The following is a 23,059-nucleotide window of genomic DNA, read 5'->3' as shown; positions in this document are numbered from 1 at the left end:
GGCAGATTTCGTGGTCTCGGTCACCTGTCGACCCCGGTCACCTAACTAAGTTAAGTCGGACTGTACCCACGACCTGTGAAGTAGGCAAACCGCCCCGAACCAAGCACGACATTTATGCTTCGGTCGGGCATCGACCGTTCTGCGCCGCTACGTCCCCGTCGGGGTCGGTTCATAATTGTCCGGCGGGACTGCTGGCTCAGTTATTCGCGATATGCCTGCCGGCTTATCGCTTTCCGTTGCCCTGAAGGTCCGCGTTGCCCGCCAGGATGGCCCGGATGTGGCGCGAGGCGGCGGTTTCCGCGGGAGCGGACCGGAAGGGCGGCGATGCGCCCGGCGTACTCGCGACGAGGGAGTCGAGCAGGCCGTCGGCCAGTTGCAGCGTCAGGCTCTCCGTCGACTCGTCGCGGAAGAGGCTGTGGTGGAGCGTCACCATGCCGTGCAGCCCAGCCCACAGCGTCTGCGCCGCCTGCTCCACCGGCAGGGACAGCGCGTACCCCGCCTCCTGGCACCGCCGGAATCCGGCGCGGAAACTGGCCGAGACGCCGTGCGCCGGATGTTCGCTGATCCTCGCGACCTCGACCGTCGGTTGCGGCACCTCGAACATGAGCCGGTAGTGCCCGGGGTTGCTCAGCGCGAACCGGCAGTAGGCATGCGTCTGCGCCCGTAGCGGCTCCCGGGGGTCGGTGCCGTCGCTGGCCTCGTCCGCCCGCGCCATGCTCGCGACCAGGTCGTCGTATTTGTCGGACAACGCCGCCCAGACCAGCCCCGCCTTGTCGGGGAAATGCAGGTAGATGCTCGGCGCCGCGACCCCGACCTCCTTGGCGACCGCGCGCATTGTCAGTTTCTCGGCACTGCCCCACTCCACCAGCAGGTGGTTCACCGCGGCCAGGATCTCCCGGCGAAGCTGCTCACCCTGCCCCCGCAGGCTGCGCGCCCTACCCGAGCCGCCCGAGCCGCCTTTCGGGGACTGCGCGGTCGCCACCGGCCACCACCTCCGCCGCGGAGCCTACGTCGAACGGCATATGCCGACCCCGGTGCTCGCTGACCATCCCACCGAGTCCGCTAGTTCCGGTGCTCCCGGAACGCCGCCATTATGCTGACGGCGACGAGAAGAATGGCGATCACGAACAGGACGACCGAGGCCGGACCCGTGCCCAACGCGACTACGAAGTCGCCCAGAACAGCCGCAGTGAACCGTCACAACGCCACCGCGCTCAGCCGCCGTGGGCCTCGCCGAGCAGCCGCCCGTCACGGTCGTAGGCACGCAGGACGATGCGCTGGCCTTGCCACCAGTGGTCATAGTCACGGGAGCGTTGGTCGCTGCCTTCCCGCTGCGCCCCTTCGTCGAAGGAGCCGGACAGGTCACCGCTGCGTCCGAATCCCCGCGAGGGCGGGGGTGGGGCGCCGGTCTCGTCCCGCATGGTCCGAAACACGAAGTACCCGTCGTGCACCGGCACGTCGAGGACCCGCCCGCCGACGGCGGTCGCGGTCAGCCGGGTGACGTCGGCGCCGACCCGCCCGGCCGTCTCGACGAGGGTCCGCCGGTCCGCCGTCACCTGCCGCGCGGCGACGTGGTCGACGTTGATGACGCCCACGTCGACCGGGCGGCGGGCCGGCTCGGGCATGAGCCCCATCCCGCCGCCGCGGACCGCGGCCAGGTCCAGGCCGCCGGAGCCGGTCAGCGGGACGGTGCACATCCCCAGGTAGGTGCCGAGACCCAGGGTGGGGACGGGAACGGTGGTCGTCGCGGCGAGCAACACGCTCACCCCGGTCCCATCCCCGACGGCGGCCACCAGCCGCACCCTGGATTCCAGCGGATCCGACCGGCGACGCTCCGGCGTCAGGTAGTGGCAGTGCATGATCACCTCCTCGGCCTGCGTCGGAGTGAGGGTCACCGCGTGCGGAACCGATGATGCGGGTGGGCCGGAGGGACTCGCCCCCGGCGGGGATGGAAGCTGCGCGGGGATCACCGACATTCCACCGCCGCCTCCGAGCACACTCACCCCGGTCACGACGCCCGCCGCCGCGACGACCAGCGCGGCGGCGGGAACGATCCGCCGGGCCCGGCGCCGGCGACGTTCCCGTGGCACCCGGGCCTCCACCCCGGCCCACAGATCGTCCGCGGGTCGCACGACAACGCCGCGCGCGGCCTCGCGCAGACCGTGCGCGATCGGTTCCTCGTCATGGTGTCTCATGCCGGACCCTCCCGTCGTCGGGTGCGCTGATCGCTGGGGGACGCCTGGGGGTCCGCGCGGGCGCGGGCGGGGACGCGGACGCGGAGGGGGACGCGGAGGGGGACACCGCCGTCACGAAGGCCCGCAAGGTGGGGTCGGCCCGCAACCGGGCCAGCCCCCGCGACGCGTGGGTCTTCACCGTCCCCACCGAACAACCGAGGATCGCCGCGACCTGCACCTCGGGCAGGTCCTCGCAGTAGCGCAGCACCACCACGGCACGCTGCCGCGTCGGCAGCACGGCCAGTGCCGCGGCCAGTCCGACCCGGTCCTCGACATCGGCCAGCCCACCGGGATGGGTGCTGCCGTCGGGCACCTCCGACATCAACGTCTCGCCGACCCGCCGGCGGCGGAACCGCCGACTGTGGGCGTTGACGAGGATGCGCCGGACGTAGGCGTCCGGGGTGTCACTGGTCCGCACGCGGCCCCAGGCGACGAAGGCACGGGCGAGCGCGGTCTGGGCCAGGTCCTCCGCGTCGGCGGCGTCCCCGGCGAGCAGGTACGCCAGGCGCAGCAGCGCCGGAAGCCGGCTGGCGAAGTACGCCCGGAACTCGGCGTCTCGCTCCTCATCCATCGGGCCTCCTCCCTCTCTTACTTCTCCAGAGTCCTGCCGAACCCGATCGCGTTGACCGGACCGCCAAGGTTGACCGGACCGGCGGGGAGGCCCGACCCGGCGAAGTCCGAGTTGCTGGGTTGGTCGACCGGTGAAGACGAGTAGGCCACCCCGACGTCACCGAGAGACGGCGGCTCATCCTCGCCGGCGCCCGCGCCGGGCTGACCACCCTCGGCCTGCTCGCCGCCGTCGCCGGGGTGGTGGTCGCCGCGGTGAGAGGGCTGTAGGAGGAGGCCCTTTCTGATCTTCGGCGACTCCGCGCCGACGAGATCAGGCATCCTTTTACCATCTCCCCGCACACCGCCGGCGCGGCTGGACGCCGGCGCGACCGGCGATTGTGAGCGGTCGTTCCGCGGACAATCGGGCCACCAGTGCGCCGCGCGGGCCGGTGTCGTCCCGCGTCTACGAGATCCCTGCCTTGCGTTGTAGCAACTTCCTGACCGGAAAAATCGGACAGTCGCACTTTCCTTTCTACCGCTACCGAGAAATGACACCTGCTATCCTTACGGCTTACCAATGAGAATTGATCAAGATTCGTTGCCTGCCGAGCGGATGCTTCATCATGTCCGCGAACTCGGTAAGTCCCCCGAACCCGGGGTGGTTGTCCTCGGCTCCTGGCTGGATCGCACGGGCCCGCTGGCACCTTCGGTCTGCGTCGTGTACAAGAACGCGAAGCATCCCCACCTCGCCGACAAGTTGATCGGCATACGCTGGCCGGTCAGCGAGTCGACAGGTTGCGGGGAAGGGGAGGTACAGGAACCGCGGGAATGGGCGTTCGCGCTTTTCTCGTACCACATCGAGGAGCCCCTCGGCTCCACCGTCGGCCGTCTCCGCTACGACGCACACGGAATTGGATGGTTCGGATACGCGGTAGATCCACTGCCGCCCATACCCGAAGATCTGCTACGTCTCCTGGCTTCCGATAAGCGCGGGTGACGCGGTGCGCGGGCCGGGCCTGGTCCGTTACGGCTTCTTTTCGGCGACCTTCACCGCGGCGGGGTCGAAGTCGGTGGTGGCGTGGGACAGCAGCAGGTAGCTGCCCGAGGGAAGGGCGTCCAGGAGCCGGTGGACGATCGTCGAGGAACTGCCGGATGCCCGCCTCGGTCCTTGCCGCCGAGGTAGTAGTCGTACATCCGGGCCGAGTGCGGCCGATCGGTCTTCAGATCCACCGGGTCCGGGGCCGGGCGCCTGCCAGAATGATCCGGGTGGAGATTTCGGATTCCTCGTCGATTCCGTTGGTCGAGTTCGATCCCTCGCCCGTGGGCATGGTCCGGCCGTTCGCGGGTCGGGGCTAGTGGAACTCGGCCGCATCGCTACGGTTTCCTGAAACGTGCGCAGACGGAAGTAGAGGAGTCGACGGTGGAACAGCAGTGCAGCGAGTGCGACTTCGACGCGTCCGCCGCCGGCGTCACGCAGGTCGCCGCCGATCTCGGCCTGGTCGCCGGCAGGATCGCCGAGCACCTGCAAGCCCTGCCCGCGGACGTCGTGCGGCACCGCCCGGGGCCGAGTACCTGGTCGCCGATCGAGTACCTCGGGCACCTGCGCGAATCCATGGCCTTCCACCGTTGGCTGGTCGAACGGGCCACCGCCGAGGAGACTCCGGTGATCCCGGCCGTCGACCCCGACGCGTCCGTGGCCGCGGCGGACTACCGCAACGGCGACCTGGCCGATCTGCTCGGCCAGTTCGAACGCCGAGTCGCCCGCCTACGCGAGACGATCACGCAGCTGGACGAGGGCCGGTCGCGCCGGACGATCGACCTCGACGGGCGGGTCGTCAGTGTCGCTCTGGTAGCCCGCAGCGCGTTGCACGAATGCCACCACCATGACGGTGACATCGTCAGGGCCGGTCAGGGCTGACGCGTCAGCCCTGACCGGCACGTGTCAGCGGGGAGAGCCGAGGCGTATGCCGGTCACGCTGCCCCAGGAGTACCAGGCGAGCGAGAAGGAAGTGCTACGGTCCGGCGGGACGGGGAAGTCCCCCCAGCTCACGTGGGTGCAGGGATACGATGTGCACTGCATTTCGCCGAGGTGCTGAGAGCAGTAGTCGGCGATGAGCGGCACCCGCGTACCGTCGGCCAGGAAAAGACTCGCGGAGTTTCTCGAAGACGTGCTCGGGCACACGAGTGAAGACCCGTCCGTCAGCTTCTGGTAACGGACCAATGCTCGCATCGTGCCGTCGTTTCCGACGCTTATGGAGGTCAGGGTCACCCGCCAGGAAATGTCGCCGACGAAATCTCGATTGATGACATAGGTTCCCGGAGCGGGCGGTTTCGGTCCCGAGTCCAGGGTCGGTGTGGGAGTGTTGACCGGCACTGTCCCGCGGCTCGGTGGACCGGAGGGGACGGAGGTCGAGCCGGCACCGGCGTTGGGGTCGTCTTTTCCCGTGAGGTGAAGCCGCGGGAGCAGCAGCGCCAGGAAAACGGCGACACCGACGGGAACGGCCAGCCAGGGCAACACGCGACGGCCCACGGCGCGACCAGGTTCCCGCTGCGTCGGCGGGCGCGCGATGGCGCCCGGCGGGCCAGCCGGTGGCAGCCGCGGCGCCACCGGCGCAGGCGGCGTGGGGCGCCGCGTCGGCGCGGTGATGGTCATGGGGCGGCCGGCCTGGCGGAGCAGCCTCGCCGCGGTTCGCGCGTCGGGTCTTTCGGCGGGGGCCTTCGCCAGCATTGCCCACAGGACGTCGCCGAGTGGGCCAACCCGCAGGCCGGGGCGCGGCGGCTCGAAAAGTATTCCGGCAAGCATCGCGGCGGTGTTCTCGCCGCCGAAGGGAAGAACGCCCTCGACCGCCTGGTAGAGGGTGACCCCGAGCGAGAACACGTCGCTGCGGAGGTCGGACGGCCCGCCACCGAAGCGCTCCGGGGCGGTATAAGCCAGGGTACCGACGACTCCGGTCGCGGTGAGCGTGCTGTCGTCGTGGTGCGAGGCGATGCCGAAGTCGGTGAGCAGGACCCGTCCGTCCTGGGTGAGCAGGATGTTGGACGGCTTGATGTCGCGGTGTGCAACCCCGTGATCGTGGGCGAAGGCGAGCGCGTCGGCCGCGTCGGCGCCGATCCGGGCGACCTCGTCGACGGACAGCCGCCGAGCGCGCAACCGGTCGAGGAGCGACTCGGACTGGGCGATCAGCTCCATGACGATCCAGGGCAGGCCCCCGTCATCGAGGACATCGTGGACGGTCACGATTCCGGGATGGCTTCGCAACCGAGCCGCGTGCTCCGCCTCGCGGCGCGCCCGCGCGACCCGCTCCGCGCGCTCCCGGGCAGAGCTCTCGGCCGGGAGGCGAACCTCCTTCAACGCGACGTCCACTTTCAGTGTCTCGTCGCGTGCGCGCCACACGGTGCCCATCCCGCCGGCGCCGAGACGGTCGAGTATCCGATAGCGGCTTCCGACAATCCTGCCGACGGCACCATCTGTTCCGGTCATGTCGGCGCCCCCCGCACGATCGCCTGGCCGGTCGGGCGAGGCGAGCTTTGTGACGGCAAGCATAGTAGGCCCGCCGACAGGCGAAGCGCCGGGCTCGCGATCCCCGGGTGAGGGGAGAACGGCCCCCTCCTCGGGGCACCCCGGCACGCATCACCATGACGGTGACATCGTCAGGGCTGGCGTGGGCTGACGGGTTCGCTGGATTCTCCGGGCGGGTCGGCCAGGGCCGCGAAATCGAAGCTGCTGGTGTGACGCGCCCGGACGGTCCACCGGTGCCGGCCGTCCGCCGTCGCGGCCGCGGTCACCTCGCCGCGCACGATCGCGCCCCTGATCTCGTCGTACCTGGCCCCCTGCTCGGCGACGCAGCACACGGCGTCGCCGACGCCGACCCCGGCGGCGGTCCCCGTCGGATCGTCGAACTCGACCGTGATCTCCTCCCGATGGCGGTCGGCCCTGGCCAGGGTGCCGACAGGCCAACCGGCCGCGTCCACATAGGCCACGACCATCTCCGCGGAACCGTCGAGGAATGCCGTGAGCTGCTCGGCGCTCATCGCGATCCGCCGGCGGCGCTCAGCCGGCATCATCCGCTCCTTCCGTGAACAGGGCGGTGAGGGGGGTCACCCGGATGATGATCCGCTTGCCGTCGAGCAGTCTCTCCCGGACCTTGCGGACGACATGGGGCGGCGTGACGGGGGGCGGCGTGACGGGGGGCGGCGTGACGGGGGGCGGCGTGATGTGGGGCGGTGTGGACAGGCCCGGCTCCGGCCCGTCGCCGTCGCGCATCCAGTGCTCGATGGTCCCCTCACCCGGCTGCACGCGTCCCCAGACGCTGAGCACCCGACGATCGGCGGCACGGTCCCGCGGCACCACGACCACGCACACCCGGCCGTCACGCCGCAGGTGGCTGACCTTCGCGCTCCTGCGGTAGGTGTTGAACTCCAGCGTCCCGTCGCACCATCGGACGGTCATCGGGTAGCCGATCGGCCCGCCGTCCGCGCCGGTCACGATCAGGAAGCCACGCGTGTGCACGGCGAGGAACCGCCGCTGCTCGCCGGTCAGGCCAGCGCCGGGCGGCTGGCCGTCCCGCCCGCGTCGGTCGGGTAATTCCGCGTCCGGACCGGCGGCGGCGTCCTCGGTCGGAACCGTCATCTTCGATCTCCCCGGGCCTGGGCCGACCCTCGGGGTCCACGGGGGTCAGCGTCCGATGGTGGTCATGTCGGAGTAGCGGTCGCCGACCGGCGGCTCGATCGCGTCGAGCCGGGCGAGCTGGTCGGGGGTGAGGACGAGCGCGTCCGCGCCCGCGTTCTCCTCCAGCCGGCTGACCCGCTTCGTGCCCGGGATCGGAGCGAGGTCGTCGCCCTTGGCTAGCAGCCAGGCCAGCGCCACCTGGGCCGGGGTGGCCCCGAGCTCGCCGGCGACGGCCTCCACCTCAGCCACGATCCGCAGGTTCTGCGCCAGCGCCTCGGCGGCGAAGCGAGGATTGCCGCCGCGGAAGTCGCCGGCCTCGAGCTGGTCCGCCGAGCGGATCCGGCCGGTCAGGAAGCCGCGACCGAGCGGGGAGTAGGGGACGAAGCCGATGCCGAGCTCGCGCAGCAGGGGCAGGATCTGCGCCTCCGGTTCCCGCGACCACAGCGAGTACTCGGTCTGCAGCGCCGTGATCGGGTGGGTCGCGTGCGCCCGCCGGATCGTCTCGACGCCGGCCTCGGACAGGCCGATATGGCGGATCTTGCCCTCGGTGACCAGCTCGCCGAGCGCGCCGACGGTGTCCTCGATCGGCGTGTCGGGGTCCACCCGGTGCTGGTAGTAGAGGTCGACGTGCTCCACCCCGAGGCGGCGCAGGGACCCCTCGAGCGCGGCCCGCAGGCTCGCCGGCGAGCTGTCCAGGCCGGGCCGGTCGCCGTCGCGGTGCGAGATCAGACCGAACTTGGTCGCCAGCACCACCTCGTCGCGGCGCCCGGCGATCGCCCGGCCGACCAGCTCCTCGTTGAGGAACGGGCCGTAGATCTCCGCGGTGTCGAGGAAGGTGACGCCGAGGTCCAGCGCCCGGTGGATCGTCCGGATCGACTCGGCGTCGTCCGCACCGGCGCCGGCGTAGTACGCCGACATCCCCATCGCGCCGAGGCCGAGGCGGGAGACGTCCAGTCCGGCCAGTGACACATGCTTCATGCGCCGTGATCCAATCCGAGGGGGTCGGGACGAGCCGGGTGCGGCACCCGGTGCCACGTTAGTCCTCGGGTCGCACGAGACTCCGCTGGCACGCCAGGCCCGCTTCCCTCCTCAGGAGGCGGTGGACTCGGCGGCACGGGCACCATGCCGCCGCCCAGGCCCTGCTCCGCCGCGTCAGGCGCGGACGAGCTCGTTACGGACGAGCGGGATGACCTCGGTGGCGAACCGCTCCCGGTGCTCGGGTTCTGCCAGCCCGAGTGCCTGAAGGAAGGTGAAGCCGGCCCGGACGATCGTGACGAGCTGCTCGGCTATCGCCTCGCTGCTGCCGACGACGAGCCGGGACGTGGGGGAGCGGCGCTCGTCGAACCCGACGACGACGTTGCAGGCGCACGTGATCTCATCGGGATCGCGCCCGGCGGCCAGGGCACTCGACCGGACCGCGGCCCGCATGGCCACCGCCTCGGCGAGCTCCAGCCGGGGCAACGACGGAATCCAGCCATCGGCGAGCGCACCGGTCAGCCGGAGTGCCCGGGGACCGTAGGTGCCCAGCCAGACGGGGATGCGATGCGCCGGCCTGGGCTCGATGCGCGCCTCGTCGGTGTGGAAGTGCTCCCCGGCGAAGGTCACCGTCTCCTCGGTCCACAGGCCACGGATGATCCGCACCGCCTCCTCGAGGGCCGCGACCTTCTGCCCCGGCGTGCGTCGAGCCAGGCCGAACGCCGCGAACTCCTGGTCGTACCCGCCGACGCCGAGGCCGAGCACGAGCCGCCCGGCGCTGAGCCGGTCGAGAACCTCGGCCATCTTCGCCGTCACCGCCGGTGCGCGGTAGGGCAGCCCGAGCACGTTGGGCAGGACGCCGATGCGTTCGGTCGCCGCGGCCACCCACGTCAGCGCCGTCCACGGCTCGAACCTGGGCTGGTCGCTGTGGAGGTGATCGCTGATGCTGAACAGGTCGTATCCGAGGGCATCGGCGTGTTGCGCGTCCTCGGCCAGGCGATCCGGATCGAAGCCGACGCCCAGCTCCGTGCCGAATCCGAGCTGCTGTCCGACAATGGTGCTCACGGAGGATCCTCCTGTGGTGATGGTCATGAGCGAGGCCGCTTCCAGCGGACGCGCTCGGCGGCGCTCCGGAGCAGCACCCGCTCGGCCTGCAGGTCGAACGGGGCGGCCAGGCCGCCGCCGGGTGGGCCGGCGTCACTTCCGCAGGGAGGTGTCGAAGAACCACGGGAAGCCCTGCGCGTCGAAGGTCAGGCCGTCGACGTTGGGGGCGGTCCCGACGATGTAGACGACATCGTTGATCGGGATGGCCTGGGCCTGGTCGATCGCACCGCGTCCTCCGAGATGGTCTTGAAGGTGATTCCGTCGAGGAAGGGCGCGTTCTGGTGGGCCGCCGTCGCCGGAGCCCAGGCGTGGTCCGCCCACCTGGTGAGGGTGACCTCCTGGCGCGGGGTGTAGGAGTCCAGCGTGAACGGCCCGCTGTCGACGATCTTCTGGCAGGTGCCCTGCGGTCCCTTCGCGAAGGTCGCGGGTGATTCCAGGCCGAAGAACGCGGTGGACGCCGCCTGGAGGAGCTGGGCGCCGGGTTGCTTGAAGCGCACCGTGGCCGTGTCGCCGTCCACGACCGTCGTGCCCTGGTAGCCGGCGAGGTAGAGGACCGAGGAGGTCGACTTGGTCGCCGGGTCGACGACGCGGTCGAAGTTCCGCTTGACGGCTTCGGCGTCCAGGGGCGTCCCGTCGCTGAAGGTGATCCCCGGTCGCGGATCGAACGTGAACTCCCGCGCGTCGGGGGAGACCGTCCAGGAGGTGGCCAGCCAGGGCTTGAAGCCGCCCGTCCTGGGATCCTGCGCGACGAGCGAGTCGACCACACCACGGGTCACGAGCTGCACGGTCGCCAGCGGTGACTGGTGGGGATCGATGCAGCCGCCGTCCTGGTCGATCGCGTAGGTCAACCGGCCGCCCTGCTGGGAGGTCCTGCCGCCGTCGCCGCCCCCGCAGTCCGCCAGGGTCCACGCGCCGAGTGCGACGCCGGGTGCTCCGGCGACGCGACGGACGGAGGGGCTGGGGGTGCGTCTCACGGCGGCTCCTCGCGAGGCTGGGCGGCTTCCCGATGCGTCCGGTCGGCTTTGTCGGCTTGGCGACGGTAACGCGGGACGCTGGTAAAGTACAACGTGCATGGCAAATCGGGGGCGGGGACGGCAGGAAGCCGTCCGGACCTGTGGAGGACCACTGAGCACCTCACTGCCCGGCATCTCGCAGCCCGGCGTGTCGCAGCCCGGCGTGTCGATCTCCGGCTCGATGCCGCCGGACGCGGCAGCGCTGGGCCCGGCGGCACGGACGGGTGGGCGGGCGGGCAAGCATGCGGCGATCACCCGGGCTGCCCGCAGGATGTTCGGCCGTGACGGCTACTCGCGCACCAGCATCGACGCGATCGCGACCGAGGCCGGTGTCTCCACGCGCACCATCTACAACCACTTCGAGAGCAAGGAGCAGCTCTTCTCGGCCGTCCTGCACGCAAGCGCGGCCCAGGTCGCCGACGAGTTCGCCCGTAACGCCGAGCGCCGTCTGACGGGTACCGACCTGGAGGGCGACCTCGTCGCTCTGGGGCACGCCTTCGTGGCGCAACGGACCGAGTTCCCCGAGCACTTCGCGATGGTCGAGCAGATCAAGACCGAGTCGTCGCACTTTCCGCCGGCGCTCATCGACGCCTGGCAGCAGGCCGGTCCGCTGCGGGTGCGGGGCGAGGTCGCCCGCCGCCTGGCCCGGCTCGCCGATGCCGGGCTGCTACGCATCGGCGACCCCGCCGTCGCGGCGGTCCACTTCATCGCCCTGGCCACCGCCGGCGTGTCGATGCGCCCCTACGGCTCGCCGCCGCTGGACGAGGGACAGACCCGCGAGGCCGTCCGCGTCGGCATCGATGCGTTCCTTAACGGATATCGCGCCGGATAGGGTGATTCGACGGAATCGTCCAGATGCGAGGGGGGCTGGCCGCGGTGACGGATGCAGGCGAGCGGGACCTGGCGGGCGAGCGGTGGTGGCAGAGTCTCGTCGAGGAGCGCAGCCCGGTGGATCTCAAGACCGACCAGCCGCATTCGGCCCGGATGTACGACTACTTCCTCGGCGGGAAGGACAACTTCCCCGCTGACCGGGAGGCCGCCGAGCAGTCGCTGGCCGCGTTCCCGAACCTGCGGGTCGTGGCCCGGGAAAACCGGGCGTTCCTGGCCCGGACGGTCCGCTTCCTGGCCGGCGAGGTCGGCGTCCGGCAATTCCTCGACATCGGCACCGGCATCCCCACCTCGCCGAACCTGCACGAGATCGCCCAGAGCATCGTCCCCGACGCGCGCGTGGTATATGCGGACAACGACCCGATCGTCCTCACCCACGCCCGCGCCCTGCTCACCAGCACCCCGCAGGGCGCCACCGCCTACCTCGACGTCGACGTCCGCGACGTCGAGAGCATCCTGACCTCCTCGGAGCTGCGCGAGACCCTCGACGCGACGAAGCCGGTCGCGCTGTCCCTCATCGCGCTGTTCCACTTCATCCCAGACTCCGACGACCCCTACGGCATCGTCCGCAGCCTCGTCGACGCGCTTCCCGCCGGCAGCTACCTCGCCCTCTCCCACATCACCGCCGACCAGGACCCGGCGTGGGAGCAGGTCGCCGAGACCTACCGCAGCCGCGGCATCCCCCTTCAGCCGCGTACCCGCGCACAGGTCGCCCGGTTCTTCGACGGCCTGGAGCTGGTCGAGCCGGGTGTACAGGTCGTCCACCGCTGGCGCCCGGACGGCACCGCGACCGGCCTGACCGACCTCGAGGTCAGCAACTACGGCGCGGTCGGCCGAAAAGTCTGACGCGCGCCGCCGCGCCGCACAGTGCTACCCGGAGGCGTGGCGCGGTTCCGCGGAACACCATGATCGCCAGAGCAGAGCAGAGCAGAGCCAGAGTCAGAGCCGGAGCCGGAGCCGCCAGGGACCACCACCACCCACCAGGCCACCCCCGCCGTCGAGATCAGCACCAGCCGTGAGCGGGCACCCGCACACAGCCCCACCGGAAACCCCTGCGACCAGGGCGCATAGCCGGCTGCGAGCAGAAGGTGACCGGGCAAACTCCTTGATCCAGATGGTGGACATGCGAAGCCCGAGACCGGCGAGGCAGCCGCCCGGGGTTCTGCCGTAGCGGGTGGCGGTGCCTCGCCACACCTTCAGTCTGTTGATCAGATGTTCGGCTGATCAGCCGTTCGGCGGTGTTCCGTTCCGTGGCGGGATCGGCGTCGTGGCCGACAGGCCGGCCGCAACCGCTCCGGGTGCGGGCCGAACCCGCAGATCGGCAGAGGAGGCCCGATGAACCCCCACTGCTCGCCCGTCACCTCCACCCACATCACACCCGACGACCTACCGGATCACGCCCCACCGGAAAAGCGAATCCCGCAGACAGATCACCACTCGACACGCGCCCCTAGGACGCGGTGACGATGTCGGAGCGCAGCGGGGCGAGGATCGCGCCGAGCTGGCCGGTGGTCTCCGCCGGGACGCCGAGGCCGGCGAACGACGCGATCAGATGGTCCACCACCGCGTCGAAGTGGGCGCCGGTGATGCCGAGCGTGGCGTGTACCGTGGCGAGGTCCCGGCCCTGGTAGACCTCGGGGCCACCGATCGCCGCGGCGACGAATGCCCGCTGGTGCGCCTTGAGACGGTTCAGGTCCCGGTTGGCGAAGAAGGGTGCAAGGGTGGGGTCGGCCGTCACCCGGACGTAGAACTCGTCGACCGCGGCCTGCACGGCCGTCGCGCCACCGACAGCGTCGTAGATACTCATCAGCGGTCTCGCTTTCGCAGGAGAGGTCCGATCGTGGATCGTTGACCATGCTGTGTTGCGTGGGCTGCGCGCTGGTACCTGTCCGATATGTCCAGTGAACCGCAGGCGCGACTTTCCGTGAAAGAGCCGAATGCCCGCGCGGCGGAGACAGACGGCCGGCGCCCGCGGGCCGTCCGGCTCCTTACGCCCAGGCGTGGGAGGACACATCGCCTGTTGACGGCCGCGGCCGCCGCCCAGCCGAGACCAGCCGCTGGTGGTGGGGACCGGGCCGGTCCCGCCAGCCGTGGAACACGGCCTCCACTCGCCAGGCCAGATCCTGGCCCGTGCCTCGATACTGGCCATGTCCCGGTCCGGTCGAAGTGGGAGGGTGATGCGGTGACCTCGGCATCCACGACGGCCGGCCCGGCATCCGCAGGCGATCGGGGGGCCGCGACCGGGACAGCGCCCTGCGACCCGCCCAGCGACCCGCCCGGCGACCCGGCCTTCGACGCGGGACCGGTCGGCTTCGTCGGGCTCGGCACGATGGGCCAGCCGATGGCGGCGAACCTCGCCGCCGCGGGCCGGCCGCTGGTGGTGTGGAACCGCACGCCCGTCCGAACCGGGCCCCTGGTGGCGGCCGGGGCCGAGACCACCGACGACCCCGCCGAGGTGTTCGCGCGCTGCCGTGTCGTGATCGTCATGCTCGCCGGCCCCGAGGCGATCGATGTGGTGCTCGACCGCGGCGGCCCGACGTTCCCGGCCCGGCTGCGGGGCCGCATGCTCGTCCAGATGGGAACGACCTCGCCGGCCTACTCGCGAGCCCTCGACGCCGACCTCCGCCGGGTGGGCGCTCGCCTCGTCGAGGCACCGGTGTCCGGGTCGCGTGGGCCCGCCGAGGCCGGACGGCTCGTGGCCATGCTCGCCGGCGACCCCGGTGACGTCGCCGGTGTGCGACCGCTGCTCGCCCCGATGTGCCAGGACCTGGTGGACTGCGGGCCGATTCCCCGGGCGATGTCGACGAAGCTCGCCGTCAACCTGTTCCTGATCACGCTGGTGACGGGGCTCGCGGAGGCGGTGCACTTCGCCGGGCGCAACGACGTCGACCTCGGTGTGCTCGGCCGGGTGCTGGCCGCGGGCCCGATGGCCAGCGACGTCTCCCGGACGAAGCTGCCGAAGCTCGTCGAGCGTGACTTCACCGTGCAGGCCGCCGTCCCCGACGTGCTGGAGATCACCCGTCTGATCGCCCAGGCGGCCCGGTCCGCCGGCATCGCGTCGCCCCTGACGGACGTCTGCCACGCGCTCTACCGCGAAACCCTGGCGCAGGGCCGCGCCGCCGCCGACATGGTCGCCGTCCTCACCGCCCTCGAATCCCGCAGCGACCCCGACCTCGCCCCCGCTGGTCCTGAACCTGACCGCGCTGATTCTGAACCCGACCCCGCCGCCCGATGACCGAGCCGCAGAGGATCACCGTGGGGACGACCCGGCTGTGCTGTCGGCGGCACTGGTCTCGGTGACGAAGCCGGTCTGGATCAGGCGGCTGCCTCGACGCGTGCACAGCAGCGCGGGCGCTGTTGCGTTGGCGGCGCCGTGGTTGACCCGGCCGAACGCGCATGATCGAGTTATGCATCGTAGGCGTGTGCTTCCTCCGGCCGGGTCCTCGCCGCGCACATCCCCGCCGCCCACCACATCGACGAGCGGTACGCGAACAACCCGATCGAAGCCGACCACGGCAGGTTCAAAGCCCGACTCCGCCCCATGCGGGGCCTCGAACGTCTGCGATCCGCACAGGTGATCGGCTCCGGACACGCCTTCGTCCAGAACATCCGCCGCGGCCGCTACGAACTCGCCAGCGACGCCGAGCCTCCCCAGCGGCTCGCGGCTGCCTTCACCGAACTCGCCCTCGCCCTCTGATCAGGGGCACCACCTGAGCCCGCCACGTCCCGCCTCGGCATAACGCAACAGAGCTGATCGGCGCGGGGGACGGCGCCGCGGTGGGGGAGGCGGGCGAGGACCTGGACGGCGGCGCGGATGTCGATCGCGGGAGGAAGGGGCGGGATGGTGCCGCCGGCTCGTGGGACGGGGGCGGGATACCTCCCACGGCGTAGGCGGGTACGCCGCAAGGTGGATACCGACGCCCGCATAGATCGCTCTGTGGGCCGTCGTCCTGCCGTGTCCAGCGGATTAGGTTCAGCACCGTTGCTGGACTTGGATCCCTAGAGATGGGCGATCAGCGATGATCGAGGTGCAAGGTCTCACCAAGCGATACGGCGAGAAGCTCGCCGTGTCGGAGCTGAGTTTCACGGTCCGGCCCGGCATCGTCACCGGTTTTCTCGGGCCGAACGGATCGGGAAAGTCCACGACGATGCGGATGATCGTGGGTCTGGACCAGCCGAGCGAGGGCAGCGTCCTGATCAACGGGCAGCGGTACCGCGATTTCCGGGCGCCGCTGTGCGAGGTCGGTGCGTTGTTGGAGGCGCGGTCGGTGCACACCGGTCGGTCGGCCTACAACCACCTGCTGGCCCTCGCCCAGACCCACGGCATCCCGCGCCGCCGGGTCAGCGACGTCATCGAGCTGGCCGGGCTGGCCGGGGTGGCCCGCAAGCGGGCCGGGGGCTTCTCGCTGGGCATGGGGCAGCGGTTGGGTATCGCCGCGGCGCTGCTCGGGGATCCCGGGACGCTGATCCTCGACGAGCCGGTCAACGGCCTCGACCCGGAGGGCATCCGCTGGATCCGCACGCTGCTGCAGGACCTGGCCGCGCAGGGGCGCACGGTGCTGGTGTCGTCCCATCTGATGAGCGAGATGGCGCTCACGGCCGAGCATCTCGTCGTCATCGGGCAGGGTCGGCTGATCGCGGACATGTCCGTCGCGGACTTCGTCGCCGGCGCCTCCGAGAACGTCGTGCACGTCCGGTCGCCGCGCGCGCCGGAACTGCGGGATCTGCTGCTGTCCGCGGACGTCACGATCCGCGCGGACGGAGTCGACGTCCTCGAGGTGTCGGGCCTGCCGAGCGCTCGGATCGGTGATGTCGCCGCCGCGGCCGGCATCCCGTTGCACGAGCTGACGCCGCGTCAGGCGTCGCTGGAGGAGGCGTTCATGGCGCTGACCCACGACGCCGTCGAATACCACGGCGGCTCGGCGTCGACGCTGCCGCACCAGCCGGGGGACGGGGCAGCGCAGGCGGTGGGTGGCGCCCACCTCGAAACCCACGGGGCGGGAGCGAGATCATGACAACGTTGACGGGCGTCGGACCGGGGCGCGGCGAGCTGACGGCGAAGGCCGGCTACGGGGTCACCCAGCGGCGGGTCCTGCTGTCGGAATGGACGAAGCTGCGGTCCCTGCGGTCGACTCTGTTCTCCCTGCTCGCGGCGATCGTCTTCGTGGTCGCCCTCGGCATTCTCATCTCCTGGGCGCAGGCCAGCCACTGGGATCAGGCGTCGCAGATCGACCGGCTCACCTTCGACCCGACGAACACGAGCCTGAGTGGCGTGTTCCTCGCGCAGCTCGCGATCGGCGTGCTCGGCGTGCTGATGTTCAGCGGCGAGTACGGCACCGGCATGATCCGCGCGACGATCACCGCGGTGCCCCACCGCCTGCCGGTGCTGTGGGCGAAGTCGATCGTGTTCGCGGTCGTCACGTTCGTGCTGATGACGGTCTCGTCGTTCGTCGCCTTCTTCGGCGGCCAGGCGATGCTGTCGTCGAAGCACATCGAGACCACGCTCGGTCATTCCGGCGTCCTCACCGCCGTGGTCGGCGGGGGTCTCTACCTGACGGTCGTCGCCCTGCTGGGAGTCGCTCTCGGCGCGCTGGTCCGCAGCACCGCCGGCGGGATCGCCATCCTGTTCGGGGTGCTGCTGATCCTTCCGTTGATCGTCAACTTCCTTCCGTCGAGCTGGTACGACAACATTGATCCGTACCTGCCCAGCAGCGCCGGCCAGGCCGTTTTCGCCGTCGTGCGGGACTCCTCGTCGATGGCGCCCTGGACCGGCTTCGCGCTGTTCTGCGGATACGCGGCGGTCCTGCTGGCCGCCGCGGCGGTGGTGCTGCGGCGACGGGACGCCTAGGGTCGTGGCGTCCTCGGCGCGGGGCTTCGGGCGGGTCGTCGGGCGGGTCGTCGCGAGCACAATGGAGCGCGTGGCCCATGACGTGGCTGTCGACGATCTGCCCGGCCCGCGCAGCCCCGGCCGGATGCGCCAGCTGCTCGCGGCGCATCCGACCGGGGTCGACGCGGCGATCGTGCTTCCGTGCGCGGCGCTGGCGCTGATCGCCGCGGTGCTGCACCCCGAGGGGCACCCGCTGGGCATGGTGTTCGCGGCCGTGCTGCTGGTTCCGCTGATCTGGCGGCGCTCCCGGCCGATCGCAGTGTTCGCCCTGCTCGCCGCGATCGCCTTCGTCCAGTGGCTGCTCGACGTGACCTCGCCGGGCGACGCGGCGTTGCTCATCGCCCTCTACTCCGTCGCCGCGTCCCGGCCCCGTCGCTGGATGCTGCTCGCCGCCGGCGTCACCGAGCTCGGAGTGGTGCTGGCGGCGGTGCGCTGGGGCGGGCCGCCGGTGCAGGAGATGTTCAGCGCCTTCGTGTTCCTCACCGGCATGGTGATCGCGGCCTGCGCGACCGGGGTGAACATCGGTGGGCGCCGCGCGCGGCTGGCCTACCTGGAGGACCACGCGGCCCGCCTCGAACGCGAACGCGACCAGCAGAATCGCCTGGGCGCCGCGGCCGAACGGGCCCGCATCGCCCGCGAGATGCACGATGTCGTCGCCCACAACCTCTCCGTGATGATCGCCCTCGCGGACGGCGTGGCGTTCACCCTCGATACCGACCCCGCCGAGGCCGGCCGGGCGGTCCAGGCCGTGTCCGACACCGGCCGTGAGGCGCTCGCGGAGATGCGCCGGCTGCTCGGCATCCTCCGGGACGACGCCCAGCAGGACACCCGCGCGCCGCAGCCCGGCCTCGCTGATCTCGACCGGCTGGTCGAGCAGGTCCGGGCGACCGGTCTGCCCGTCACCATGGAGATCAGCGGCGAGCCGCTCGTGCTGTCCGGCGGCGCCGCGCTCACCGTCTACCGGCTCGTCCAGGAAGCCCTGACCAACACCCTCAAGCACGGCGGGCCCGCGGCGACGGCCCAGGTCCGGCTGCGGTACGGCGCCGGCGCGGTCGAGGTCGAGATCCTCGACGGCGGGCTGGGCCGGGCAGCCGCCGGACGCCGCGCCACCCAGACCACCGACCCGCACCACAGCGGGCCCGCCGGTTCTGGTGGGCCCGCCGGTTCTGGTGGGCCCGGCGGTTCTGGTGGGCAGGGGCTTGTCGGGATGCGGGAACGGGTGGCGGCCTTCGGCGGCATCGTGGTGGCCGGGCCGCGGCCGACGGGCGGCTGGCGCGTGCACGCGCGGCTTCTCGCCGATCCCGATCCGGTCGCGCCCGCCGCCGGCGCCGCGCCGGGCGGCCCCGCGCCCAGGCGGGTCGCGGCGCAGCGGGTGGCCGGGTGAACATCTCGGTCCTGCTCGTGGACGACCAACCGCTGCTGCGCCTGGGCTTCCGGATGGTGCTGAACTCGCAGCCCGATCTGACCGTCGCCGGGGAGGCGGGCGACGGCGCGGAGGCGATCCGGCTGACCGCCGAGCTCGCGCCCGACGTCGTGCTCATGGACGTCCGGATGCCCGGCATGGACGGGATCGAGGCGACCCGTCAGATCATCGCCGCCGGCGGGACGGCCCGGATCCTCATCCTGACCACCTTCGATCTCGACCAGTACGCCTACGCGGCCCTGCGTTCGGGTGCCAGTGGCTTCCTGCTCAAGGACGTGCCTCCGGCGGATCTGCTGTCCGCGATCCGGGCGGTGGCGGTCGGCGACGCGGTGGTCGCGCCGAGCATCACCCGGCGGCTTCTCGACACCTTCGCCCACAAGCTGCCCGACCCGGACAGTCCGCAGGCTCCCGCGGATCCCCGCCTGGCCCGGCTCACCGACCGTGAGCTGGTCGTGCTGGGCGAGGTCGCGGCCGGACGCTCCAACGCCGAGATCGCGGCGCACCTCGTGCTGTCCGAGGCGACCGTGAAGACCCATGTCGGCCGGATCCTCGCGAAGCTGGAGCTGCGCGACCGCGTCCAGGCGGTCGTCTTCGCCTACGAGACGGGCCTCGTACGCCCCTCCGACCGGCCGCCCACCCAGCCGGGAGCGGCCTGACTGGCGCCCTGACCCGCGGCGCTGCCCACGCAGGTCACTGCGGCAACCCAACCGGAAGCGTGCTGCCTGCGTGTTCACGGGCGAACGGGCTGGCCAGTCGGCCTAGCGGCGTCGGGGGACGGAATCGGTTCGTGGTCGGTGAAGACATCCGTCGGGGAACGAGGAGCGGCTGCCGTTAGGGTGATTCAAGGTGTTCGTCCTGATATGAGGGGGCTGGCCGCGGTGACGGGCGAAGGCGAGCGGGACCTGGCGGGCGGACGGTGGTGGCAGAGTCTCGTCGAGGAGCGCAGCCCGGTGGATCTCAAGACCGACCAGCCGCATTCGGCCCGGATGTACGACTACTACCTCGGCGGGAAGGACAATTTTCCCGCCGACCGGGAGGCCGCCGAGCAGGCCCTGACGGCGTCCCCGAACGTCGCGACCGCGGCCCGGTCGAGCCGAGCGTTCATGACCCGGGTGGTGCGCTTCCTGGCCGGCGAGGTCGGGATCCGCCAGTTCCTCGACATCGGCACCGGCATCCCCACCTCCCCGAACCTGCACGAGACCGTCCAGAGCATCGCCCCGGACGCGCGGGTCGTCTACGCCGACAACGACCCGATCGTGCTCACGCACGCCCGCGCCCTGCTGACGAGCAGCCCCCAGGGCGCCACGGTCTACCTCGACGCCGACCTGCGCGACCCCGAGCGCATCCTGGCCGCCCCCGAACTGCGCGCCACCCTCGATCTCAGCCGGCCGGTCGCCCTGTCCCTGATGTCCATCTTCCACTTCATTCCCGACTCCGACGACCCGCACGGCATCCTGCGCCGGCTGCTCGACGAGTTGCCGTCCGGCAGCTACCTCGTCCTCAGCCACGGCACCGGCGACGTCGACCCGGCGGTGGCGGCGGCGGCCGAGGCCTACCGGCAGCGCGGCATTCCCACCCGGCTACGCAGCCAGGCCGAGGTCGAGGGCCTGTTCACCGGTCTGGACCTGATCGAGCCGGGGGTGCAGCTGGTGCACCGCTGGCGCCCGGACGGCACAATCCCGGCAGGCCTGACCGACGCCCAGGTCAGCGCCTACGGTGGCGTCGGCCGGAAGGCATAGCACCGCAACTCATGCCTTCGCGGGCTGCGACGCGACCCCTGCTACCTGGTCGGCCAGGGCGGCGTAGGCGAGCATGGACAAGGTGATGTGGCGTACCAGGCCCGGTAGTCACGGAACTTGGTAGTCGTCCAGTCCGCAGGTCTGTTTCACCTGCTGGAAGGCCTCCGCGATCGCCCACCGGTATGCGCTCGTGCTGTTCGAGGCACTCACCGCCGTCGCGTGCTGGTGTTCCCCGTCTCAGAGCTGGCCGCGATCTGCGCTCCGCAAGCGGCCCCCGTACCAGCAGCTCGGGCTTCGGGTTTGTCGACTCCACTCCTGCCGATCCGGTCCTTGGCAACCTTTCGGACCGCTCTCGCGTATGAGAGGGGTGAGCGCGGCGACCGGGAGGTGAACGGGTGGGCGACGGCCGGGACCACCGTCTCCTCGACGGCGGCGACGGCGACGACGGCGGCCGGGATGCGGACGGCCGGGACGTCGGCGACGAGGACTTCGAGGGGTTCGTGCGCCGGCGCGGCGCGCACCTGACCCGGTTCGCCTACCTGCTCCTCGGGGACCGGGGCCGAGCGGAGGACCTGGTGCAGACGGCCCTGGTCAAGACCTGGTTACGAGGTGACCGGATCGCCCCCGAGGGCCGCGAAGCGTACGTGCGTCGAACCATGGTGACGACCGTCGTCTCCTGGTGGCGCCTCGGTGGTTGGCGTGAACGGTCGACAAGCACGCTTCCCGACCTCGTCGCGGCAGCGGACGCTACCGCCACAGTCGACGAGCGCGACCTGCTGCTGGCCGCGCTGCGGCGCCTGCCACCGCGGCAGCGGGCAGCGGTGGTGCTCCGGCACTATGCCGCGCTGACGGAGGCGGAGACGGCAGACCTCCTCCACTGTTCGGTGGGGACGGTCAAGAGCCAGACAAGCCGCGGCCTGGCCGCCCTACGGGGCGTGCTCGCGACCACCGAAGCCTCCTTGGAGGGTGAGCGCAGGTGACCGACCGGATGATCGAGACACTGCTACACCGGACGGCCGATCGCGTCGAGGCTGATCCCGCTCTGGCCGAGAACGTGCGCGGTCTGGTCCGCCGGGCCCGGCGCCGGCGCGGCATCGCCGTGGCCGGGGCGGCAGTCGCGGTCGTCGCGGCGGGTTCGGTGGTGTTCGCCGGCCCGGTCCGGGACTGGCTCGACGACGGCGGCCCGGCTCCCGCCGCGATCGTGGTCGCCCAACCGGCCAGGTCGCCCGACCTCACCTCCTGGCGGTGGCGGGACGTCCCGCCACCCGACCCGACCACGTCCGGCAACGACGTACGCGCATTCGTGGTGGGGCACTCACTTGTCTCCCTCGACTACGACGACGGGCACTACGTCGCCTCGGTCTCCGGGACAGCCGGAGAGCCCTTCGGCCCCGCTCGACCAGCCAGCCCAACGACGTTGACCAGCGCCGTGTCCGCCGCTTCCGACACCACGTTGTATCTCTGGGGCGGCCAGGACACTGCGCGGGGCACGCCCGCGCAGGGGCCCACCTACCCGCCCAGCGGCCTCGCTTTCGACGTCGCTTCGCAGACCTGGTCGAAGCTCCCACAGGCGCCGATCGAGTCCCGCGACGGGGCGGTCGCGGTGTGGACCGGTGACCGTCTGTTGATCTGGGGCGGCACCGTCGGGGCGGCCCCGAACACAGGTACACCGAGTCGAATCCGTGCCGACGGCGCCGGCTACGACCCTGCAACAGGCACCTGGGAGGTGCTGCCGCCCGCCCCGGGCGGCGGCAGCCTCGTTCCGGTGGCCGCTGTCTGGTCCGGCGAGCGGATGGTCGTCTGGGCGAGGGCGCAGGACGATTCGTCCGGGCCTGAGAGCGGGCGGACTCTCGTCTTCGACCCGGCTGCCCGTACCTGGAGCGTAGCGGCTGGTCCGCCGGTGCCTGCCGCCGGCGCGAGCCTGGTGGCCACTGCGGCCGGGCCGCTGGCGGTATCGGTGCTCTTTGAGCAGTCGCGGGCGGCACGGTTCGACGCGACGACCGACCGGTGGGTCGCCCTGCCAGGTCCTGCCGTGCCGACGGCGACCATCTGTCCGACGTCGGTGGTGGCGCTGCTCGAACCGGCAGTCGCGGTGGCGCTCCCGTCCTGTGCCGGAGGGACGCCGCAGCTGTTGGACGAGACCTCCGGCGCCTGGGTCCCGCTGCCGTCCTGGGGTACCGGTCTGACCGGCGTGGCCGGAGCGGGCGGGGACTTCCTCGCGCTCTGGAACCCCGCAGGTCGGTCGGTTCCCGGGGCGTCGCCGAGCCTGCGGGTGCTCTCGGCGCCCTGACAGCACCGCTGACAGCAGACGAACATGTGCAGTGCCGCCACGGCCAGACGGATGTCCGCGGCCTGCCAGGGCCCAGAGCTGCGGGAGGGCGGATCCGGCCACGGCGGCGTGTCCGTCGGCCGTTGCCGCCAAGGATCACGCCCCAGCACGCTGCGGTGGTCCGCTCAACGCCCACCTGGCGGGGAAGCCTGGACATCCACTCGATTGTGTCGTACTAAATGAGCGGGGCCGGGGAGGCCGGTAGGGGCTGGCGATCGCCCGATCGGGGCTCGACCGGCATACGAGCGG

General features: G+C 71.5%; 22 protein-coding genes and 2 pseudogenes. 12 read left to right on the top strand and 12 right to left on the bottom strand.

Features of this window, described 5'->3' with window-relative positions; translation table 11 throughout:
• Positions 1 to 223: 223 nt before the first annotated feature.
• From FRAQA3DRAFT_RS09385 to FRAQA3DRAFT_RS37000, 5 genes and pseudogenes are all read right to left on the bottom strand, one after another.
• The gene (locus FRAQA3DRAFT_RS09385; RefSeq protein WP_009738820.1) at positions 224 to 982 is read right to left on the bottom strand and encodes a TetR/AcrR family transcriptional regulator; all 759 of its coding nucleotides are present in this window, start codon (positions 980 to 982) and stop codon (positions 224 to 226) included.
• A gap of 232 nt (positions 983 to 1,214) precedes the next feature.
• Positions 1,215 to 2,195, bottom strand: coding sequence for a hypothetical protein (locus FRAQA3DRAFT_RS09380; protein WP_009738819.1), 981 nt, complete (start codon positions 2,193 to 2,195; stop codon positions 1,215 to 1,217).
• Complete coding sequence (locus FRAQA3DRAFT_RS09375) at positions 2,182 to 2,805, bottom strand: SigE family RNA polymerase sigma factor (protein ID WP_009738818.1); 624 nt, start codon at positions 2,803 to 2,805, stop codon at positions 2,182 to 2,184. The genes FRAQA3DRAFT_RS09380 and FRAQA3DRAFT_RS09375 overlap by 14 nt, the downstream gene beginning before the upstream one ends.
• Positions 2,806 to 2,822: 17 nt before the next feature.
• On the bottom strand, positions 2,823 to 3,122 hold the full coding sequence (locus tag FRAQA3DRAFT_RS09370) for a hypothetical protein (protein WP_009738817.1): 300 nt from the start codon (positions 3,120 to 3,122) through the stop codon (positions 2,823 to 2,825).
• 825 nt (positions 3,123 to 3,947) lie between these two features.
• Positions 3,948 to 4,064 (bottom strand): annotated as a pseudogene (locus FRAQA3DRAFT_RS37000) (SAM-dependent methyltransferase); the annotation flags it as partial.
• Between the two features lie 139 nt (positions 4,065 to 4,203).
• Between FRAQA3DRAFT_RS37000 and FRAQA3DRAFT_RS09360 the strand changes: the two are divergent.
• On the top strand, positions 4,204 to 4,701 hold the full coding sequence (locus tag FRAQA3DRAFT_RS09360) for a DinB family protein (RefSeq protein WP_232291988.1): 498 nt from the start codon (positions 4,204 to 4,206) through the stop codon (positions 4,699 to 4,701).
• A 24-nt stretch (positions 4,702 to 4,725) separates the two neighbouring features.
• Here FRAQA3DRAFT_RS09360 and FRAQA3DRAFT_RS31410 read toward each other — a convergent pair whose 3' ends face one another.
• The 6 genes from FRAQA3DRAFT_RS31410 to FRAQA3DRAFT_RS09330 all read right to left on the bottom strand — a co-directional run bounded on the left by FRAQA3DRAFT_RS31410 (position 4,726) and on the right by FRAQA3DRAFT_RS09330 (position 10,505).
• Positions 4,726 to 6,264: a serine/threonine-protein kinase gene (locus FRAQA3DRAFT_RS31410; protein ID WP_157467237.1), complete on the bottom strand. Its 1,539-nt coding sequence runs from the start codon at positions 6,262 to 6,264 to the stop codon at positions 4,726 to 4,728.
• 170 nt (positions 6,265 to 6,434) lie between these two features.
• Positions 6,435 to 6,848: a hypothetical protein gene (locus tag FRAQA3DRAFT_RS09350; protein WP_157467234.1), complete on the bottom strand. Its 414-nt coding sequence runs from the start codon at positions 6,846 to 6,848 to the stop codon at positions 6,435 to 6,437.
• On the bottom strand, positions 6,835 to 7,413 hold the full coding sequence (locus tag FRAQA3DRAFT_RS09345) for a pyridoxamine 5'-phosphate oxidase family protein (RefSeq protein WP_009738812.1): 579 nt from the start codon (positions 7,411 to 7,413) through the stop codon (positions 6,835 to 6,837). The genes FRAQA3DRAFT_RS09350 and FRAQA3DRAFT_RS09345 overlap by 14 nt, the downstream gene beginning before the upstream one ends.
• Before the next feature lie 45 nt (positions 7,414 to 7,458).
• Positions 7,459 to 8,430: an aldo/keto reductase gene (locus tag FRAQA3DRAFT_RS09340; protein ID WP_009738811.1), complete on the bottom strand. Its 972-nt coding sequence runs from the start codon at positions 8,428 to 8,430 to the stop codon at positions 7,459 to 7,461.
• Positions 8,431 to 8,604: 174 nt separating this feature from the next.
• On the bottom strand, positions 8,605 to 9,492 hold the full coding sequence (locus FRAQA3DRAFT_RS09335) for an LLM class flavin-dependent oxidoreductase (RefSeq protein ID WP_009738810.1): 888 nt from the start codon (positions 9,490 to 9,492) through the stop codon (positions 8,605 to 8,607).
• Positions 9,493 to 9,677: 185 nt separating this feature from the next.
• Positions 9,678 to 10,505 carry an ABC transporter substrate-binding protein gene (locus FRAQA3DRAFT_RS09330; protein WP_009738809.1) on the bottom strand — a complete coding sequence of 276 codons (828 nt, stop codon included), beginning with the start codon at positions 10,503 to 10,505 and terminating at the stop codon, positions 9,678 to 9,680.
• Positions 10,506 to 10,692: 187 nt separating this feature from the next.
• On the opposite strand from FRAQA3DRAFT_RS09330, the gene FRAQA3DRAFT_RS09325 reads away from it, so the two are divergent.
• Both FRAQA3DRAFT_RS09325 and FRAQA3DRAFT_RS09320 read left to right on the top strand, forming a co-directional pair.
• Positions 10,693 to 11,376, top strand: a complete 684-nt coding sequence (locus FRAQA3DRAFT_RS09325; RefSeq protein WP_157467232.1) for a TetR/AcrR family transcriptional regulator — start codon at positions 10,693 to 10,695, stop codon at positions 11,374 to 11,376.
• 23 nt (positions 11,377 to 11,399) lie between these two features.
• Entirely contained in the window at positions 11,400 to 12,278 is an 879-nt protein-coding gene (locus FRAQA3DRAFT_RS09320; protein ID WP_009738807.1) for an SAM-dependent methyltransferase, read from the top strand.
• A 604-nt stretch (positions 12,279 to 12,882) separates the two neighbouring features.
• On the opposite strand, the gene FRAQA3DRAFT_RS09315 is transcribed toward FRAQA3DRAFT_RS09320, so the two are convergent.
• Complete coding sequence (locus FRAQA3DRAFT_RS09315; protein WP_009738806.1) at positions 12,883 to 13,239, bottom strand: group 1 truncated hemoglobin; 357 nt, start codon at positions 13,237 to 13,239, stop codon at positions 12,883 to 12,885.
• 375 nt (positions 13,240 to 13,614) lie between these two features.
• Here FRAQA3DRAFT_RS09315 and FRAQA3DRAFT_RS09310 point away from each other — a divergent pair, with 375 nt between their 5' ends.
• The 9 genes and pseudogenes from FRAQA3DRAFT_RS09310 to FRAQA3DRAFT_RS09270 all read left to right on the top strand — a co-directional run bounded on the left by FRAQA3DRAFT_RS09310 (position 13,615) and on the right by FRAQA3DRAFT_RS09270 (position 22,771).
• Positions 13,615 to 14,667, top strand: coding sequence for an NAD(P)-dependent oxidoreductase (locus tag FRAQA3DRAFT_RS09310; protein ID WP_009738805.1), 1,053 nt, complete (start codon positions 13,615 to 13,617; stop codon positions 14,665 to 14,667).
• A 255-nt stretch (positions 14,668 to 14,922) separates the two neighbouring features.
• Positions 14,923 to 15,129: pseudogene (locus FRAQA3DRAFT_RS32795) on the top strand (DDE-type integrase/transposase/recombinase); the annotation flags it as partial.
• Between the two features lie 322 nt (positions 15,130 to 15,451).
• Positions 15,452 to 16,447, top strand: coding sequence for an ATP-binding cassette domain-containing protein (locus tag FRAQA3DRAFT_RS09300; protein WP_009738804.1), 996 nt, complete (start codon positions 15,452 to 15,454; stop codon positions 16,445 to 16,447).
• Positions 16,444 to 17,280, top strand: coding sequence for an ABC transporter permease (locus tag FRAQA3DRAFT_RS09295; RefSeq protein ID WP_009738803.1), 837 nt, complete (start codon positions 16,444 to 16,446; stop codon positions 17,278 to 17,280). Before FRAQA3DRAFT_RS09300 ends, FRAQA3DRAFT_RS09295 begins: the two co-directional genes overlap by 4 nt.
• A 61-nt stretch (positions 17,281 to 17,341) precedes the next feature.
• Complete coding sequence (locus tag FRAQA3DRAFT_RS09290) at positions 17,342 to 18,703, top strand: histidine kinase (protein WP_369809453.1); 1,362 nt, start codon at positions 17,342 to 17,344, stop codon at positions 18,701 to 18,703.
• The gene (locus FRAQA3DRAFT_RS09285; RefSeq protein ID WP_009738801.1) at positions 18,700 to 19,398 is read left to right on the top strand and encodes a response regulator transcription factor; all 699 of its coding nucleotides are present in this window, start codon (positions 18,700 to 18,702) and stop codon (positions 19,396 to 19,398) included. The genes FRAQA3DRAFT_RS09290 and FRAQA3DRAFT_RS09285 overlap by 4 nt, the downstream gene beginning before the upstream one ends.
• 204 nt (positions 19,399 to 19,602) lie before the next feature.
• Positions 19,603 to 20,481: an SAM-dependent methyltransferase gene (locus tag FRAQA3DRAFT_RS09280; protein ID WP_009738800.1), complete on the top strand. Its 879-nt coding sequence runs from the start codon at positions 19,603 to 19,605 to the stop codon at positions 20,479 to 20,481.
• A gap of 395 nt (positions 20,482 to 20,876) precedes the next feature.
• The gene (locus FRAQA3DRAFT_RS09275; RefSeq protein WP_009738799.1) at positions 20,877 to 21,461 is read left to right on the top strand and encodes a SigE family RNA polymerase sigma factor; all 585 of its coding nucleotides are present in this window, start codon (positions 20,877 to 20,879) and stop codon (positions 21,459 to 21,461) included.
• Between the two features lie 8 nt (positions 21,462 to 21,469).
• Complete coding sequence (locus tag FRAQA3DRAFT_RS09270) at positions 21,470 to 22,771, top strand: hypothetical protein (protein ID WP_198287055.1); 1,302 nt, start codon at positions 21,470 to 21,472, stop codon at positions 22,769 to 22,771.
• Positions 22,772 to 23,059 lie beyond the last annotated feature (288 nt).

Origin of the sequence: Frankia sp. QA3, from assembly GCF_000262465.1 — a bacterium.
In the GTDB taxonomy this organism is placed as follows: domain Bacteria; phylum Actinomycetota; class Actinomycetes; order Frankiales; family Frankiaceae; genus Frankia.
Note: the sequence above shows the minus strand (reverse complement) of the source record. Positions and strands in the feature narration are given on the sequence as shown.

Bases quoted from the DNA above. Each gene is read 5' to 3' on its own strand.
- FRAQA3DRAFT_RS09370 (WP_009738817.1), bottom strand. From the start codon at position 3,122: ATGCCTGATCTCGTCGGCGCGGAGTCGCCGAAGATCAGAAAGGGCCTC.
- FRAQA3DRAFT_RS09340 (WP_009738811.1), bottom strand. From the start codon at position 8,430: ATGAAGCATGTGTCACTGGCCGGACTGGACGTCTCCCGCCTCGGCCTC.
- FRAQA3DRAFT_RS09320 (WP_009738807.1), top strand. From the start codon at position 11,400: ATGCGAGGGGGGCTGGCCGCGGTGACGGATGCAGGCGAGCGGGACCTG.
- FRAQA3DRAFT_RS09315 (WP_009738806.1), bottom strand. From the start codon at position 13,239: ATGAGTATCTACGACGCTGTCGGTGGCGCGACGGCCGTGCAGGCCGCG.
- FRAQA3DRAFT_RS09375 (WP_009738818.1), bottom strand. From the start codon at position 2,805: ATGGATGAGGAGCGAGACGCCGAGTTCCGGGCGTACTTCGCCAGCCGG.
- FRAQA3DRAFT_RS09270 (WP_198287055.1), top strand. From the start codon at position 21,470: ATGATCGAGACACTGCTACACCGGACGGCCGATCGCGTCGAGGCTGAT.
- FRAQA3DRAFT_RS31410 (WP_157467237.1), bottom strand. From the start codon at position 6,264: ATGACCGGAACAGATGGTGCCGTCGGCAGGATTGTCGGAAGCCGCTAT.
- FRAQA3DRAFT_RS09380 (WP_009738819.1), bottom strand. From the start codon at position 2,195: ATGAGACACCATGACGAGGAACCGATCGCGCACGGTCTGCGCGAGGCC.
- FRAQA3DRAFT_RS09295 (WP_009738803.1), top strand. From the start codon at position 16,444: ATGACAACGTTGACGGGCGTCGGACCGGGGCGCGGCGAGCTGACGGCG.
- FRAQA3DRAFT_RS09300 (WP_009738804.1), top strand. From the start codon at position 15,452: ATGATCGAGGTGCAAGGTCTCACCAAGCGATACGGCGAGAAGCTCGCC.
- FRAQA3DRAFT_RS09350 (WP_157467234.1), bottom strand. From the start codon at position 6,848: ATGATGCCGGCTGAGCGCCGCCGGCGGATCGCGATGAGCGCCGAGCAG.
- FRAQA3DRAFT_RS09280 (WP_009738800.1), top strand. From the start codon at position 19,603: ATGAGGGGGCTGGCCGCGGTGACGGGCGAAGGCGAGCGGGACCTGGCG.
- FRAQA3DRAFT_RS09290 (WP_369809453.1), top strand. From the start codon at position 17,342: ATGGAGCGCGTGGCCCATGACGTGGCTGTCGACGATCTGCCCGGCCCG.
- FRAQA3DRAFT_RS09345 (WP_009738812.1), bottom strand. From the start codon at position 7,413: ATGACGGTTCCGACCGAGGACGCCGCCGCCGGTCCGGACGCGGAATTA.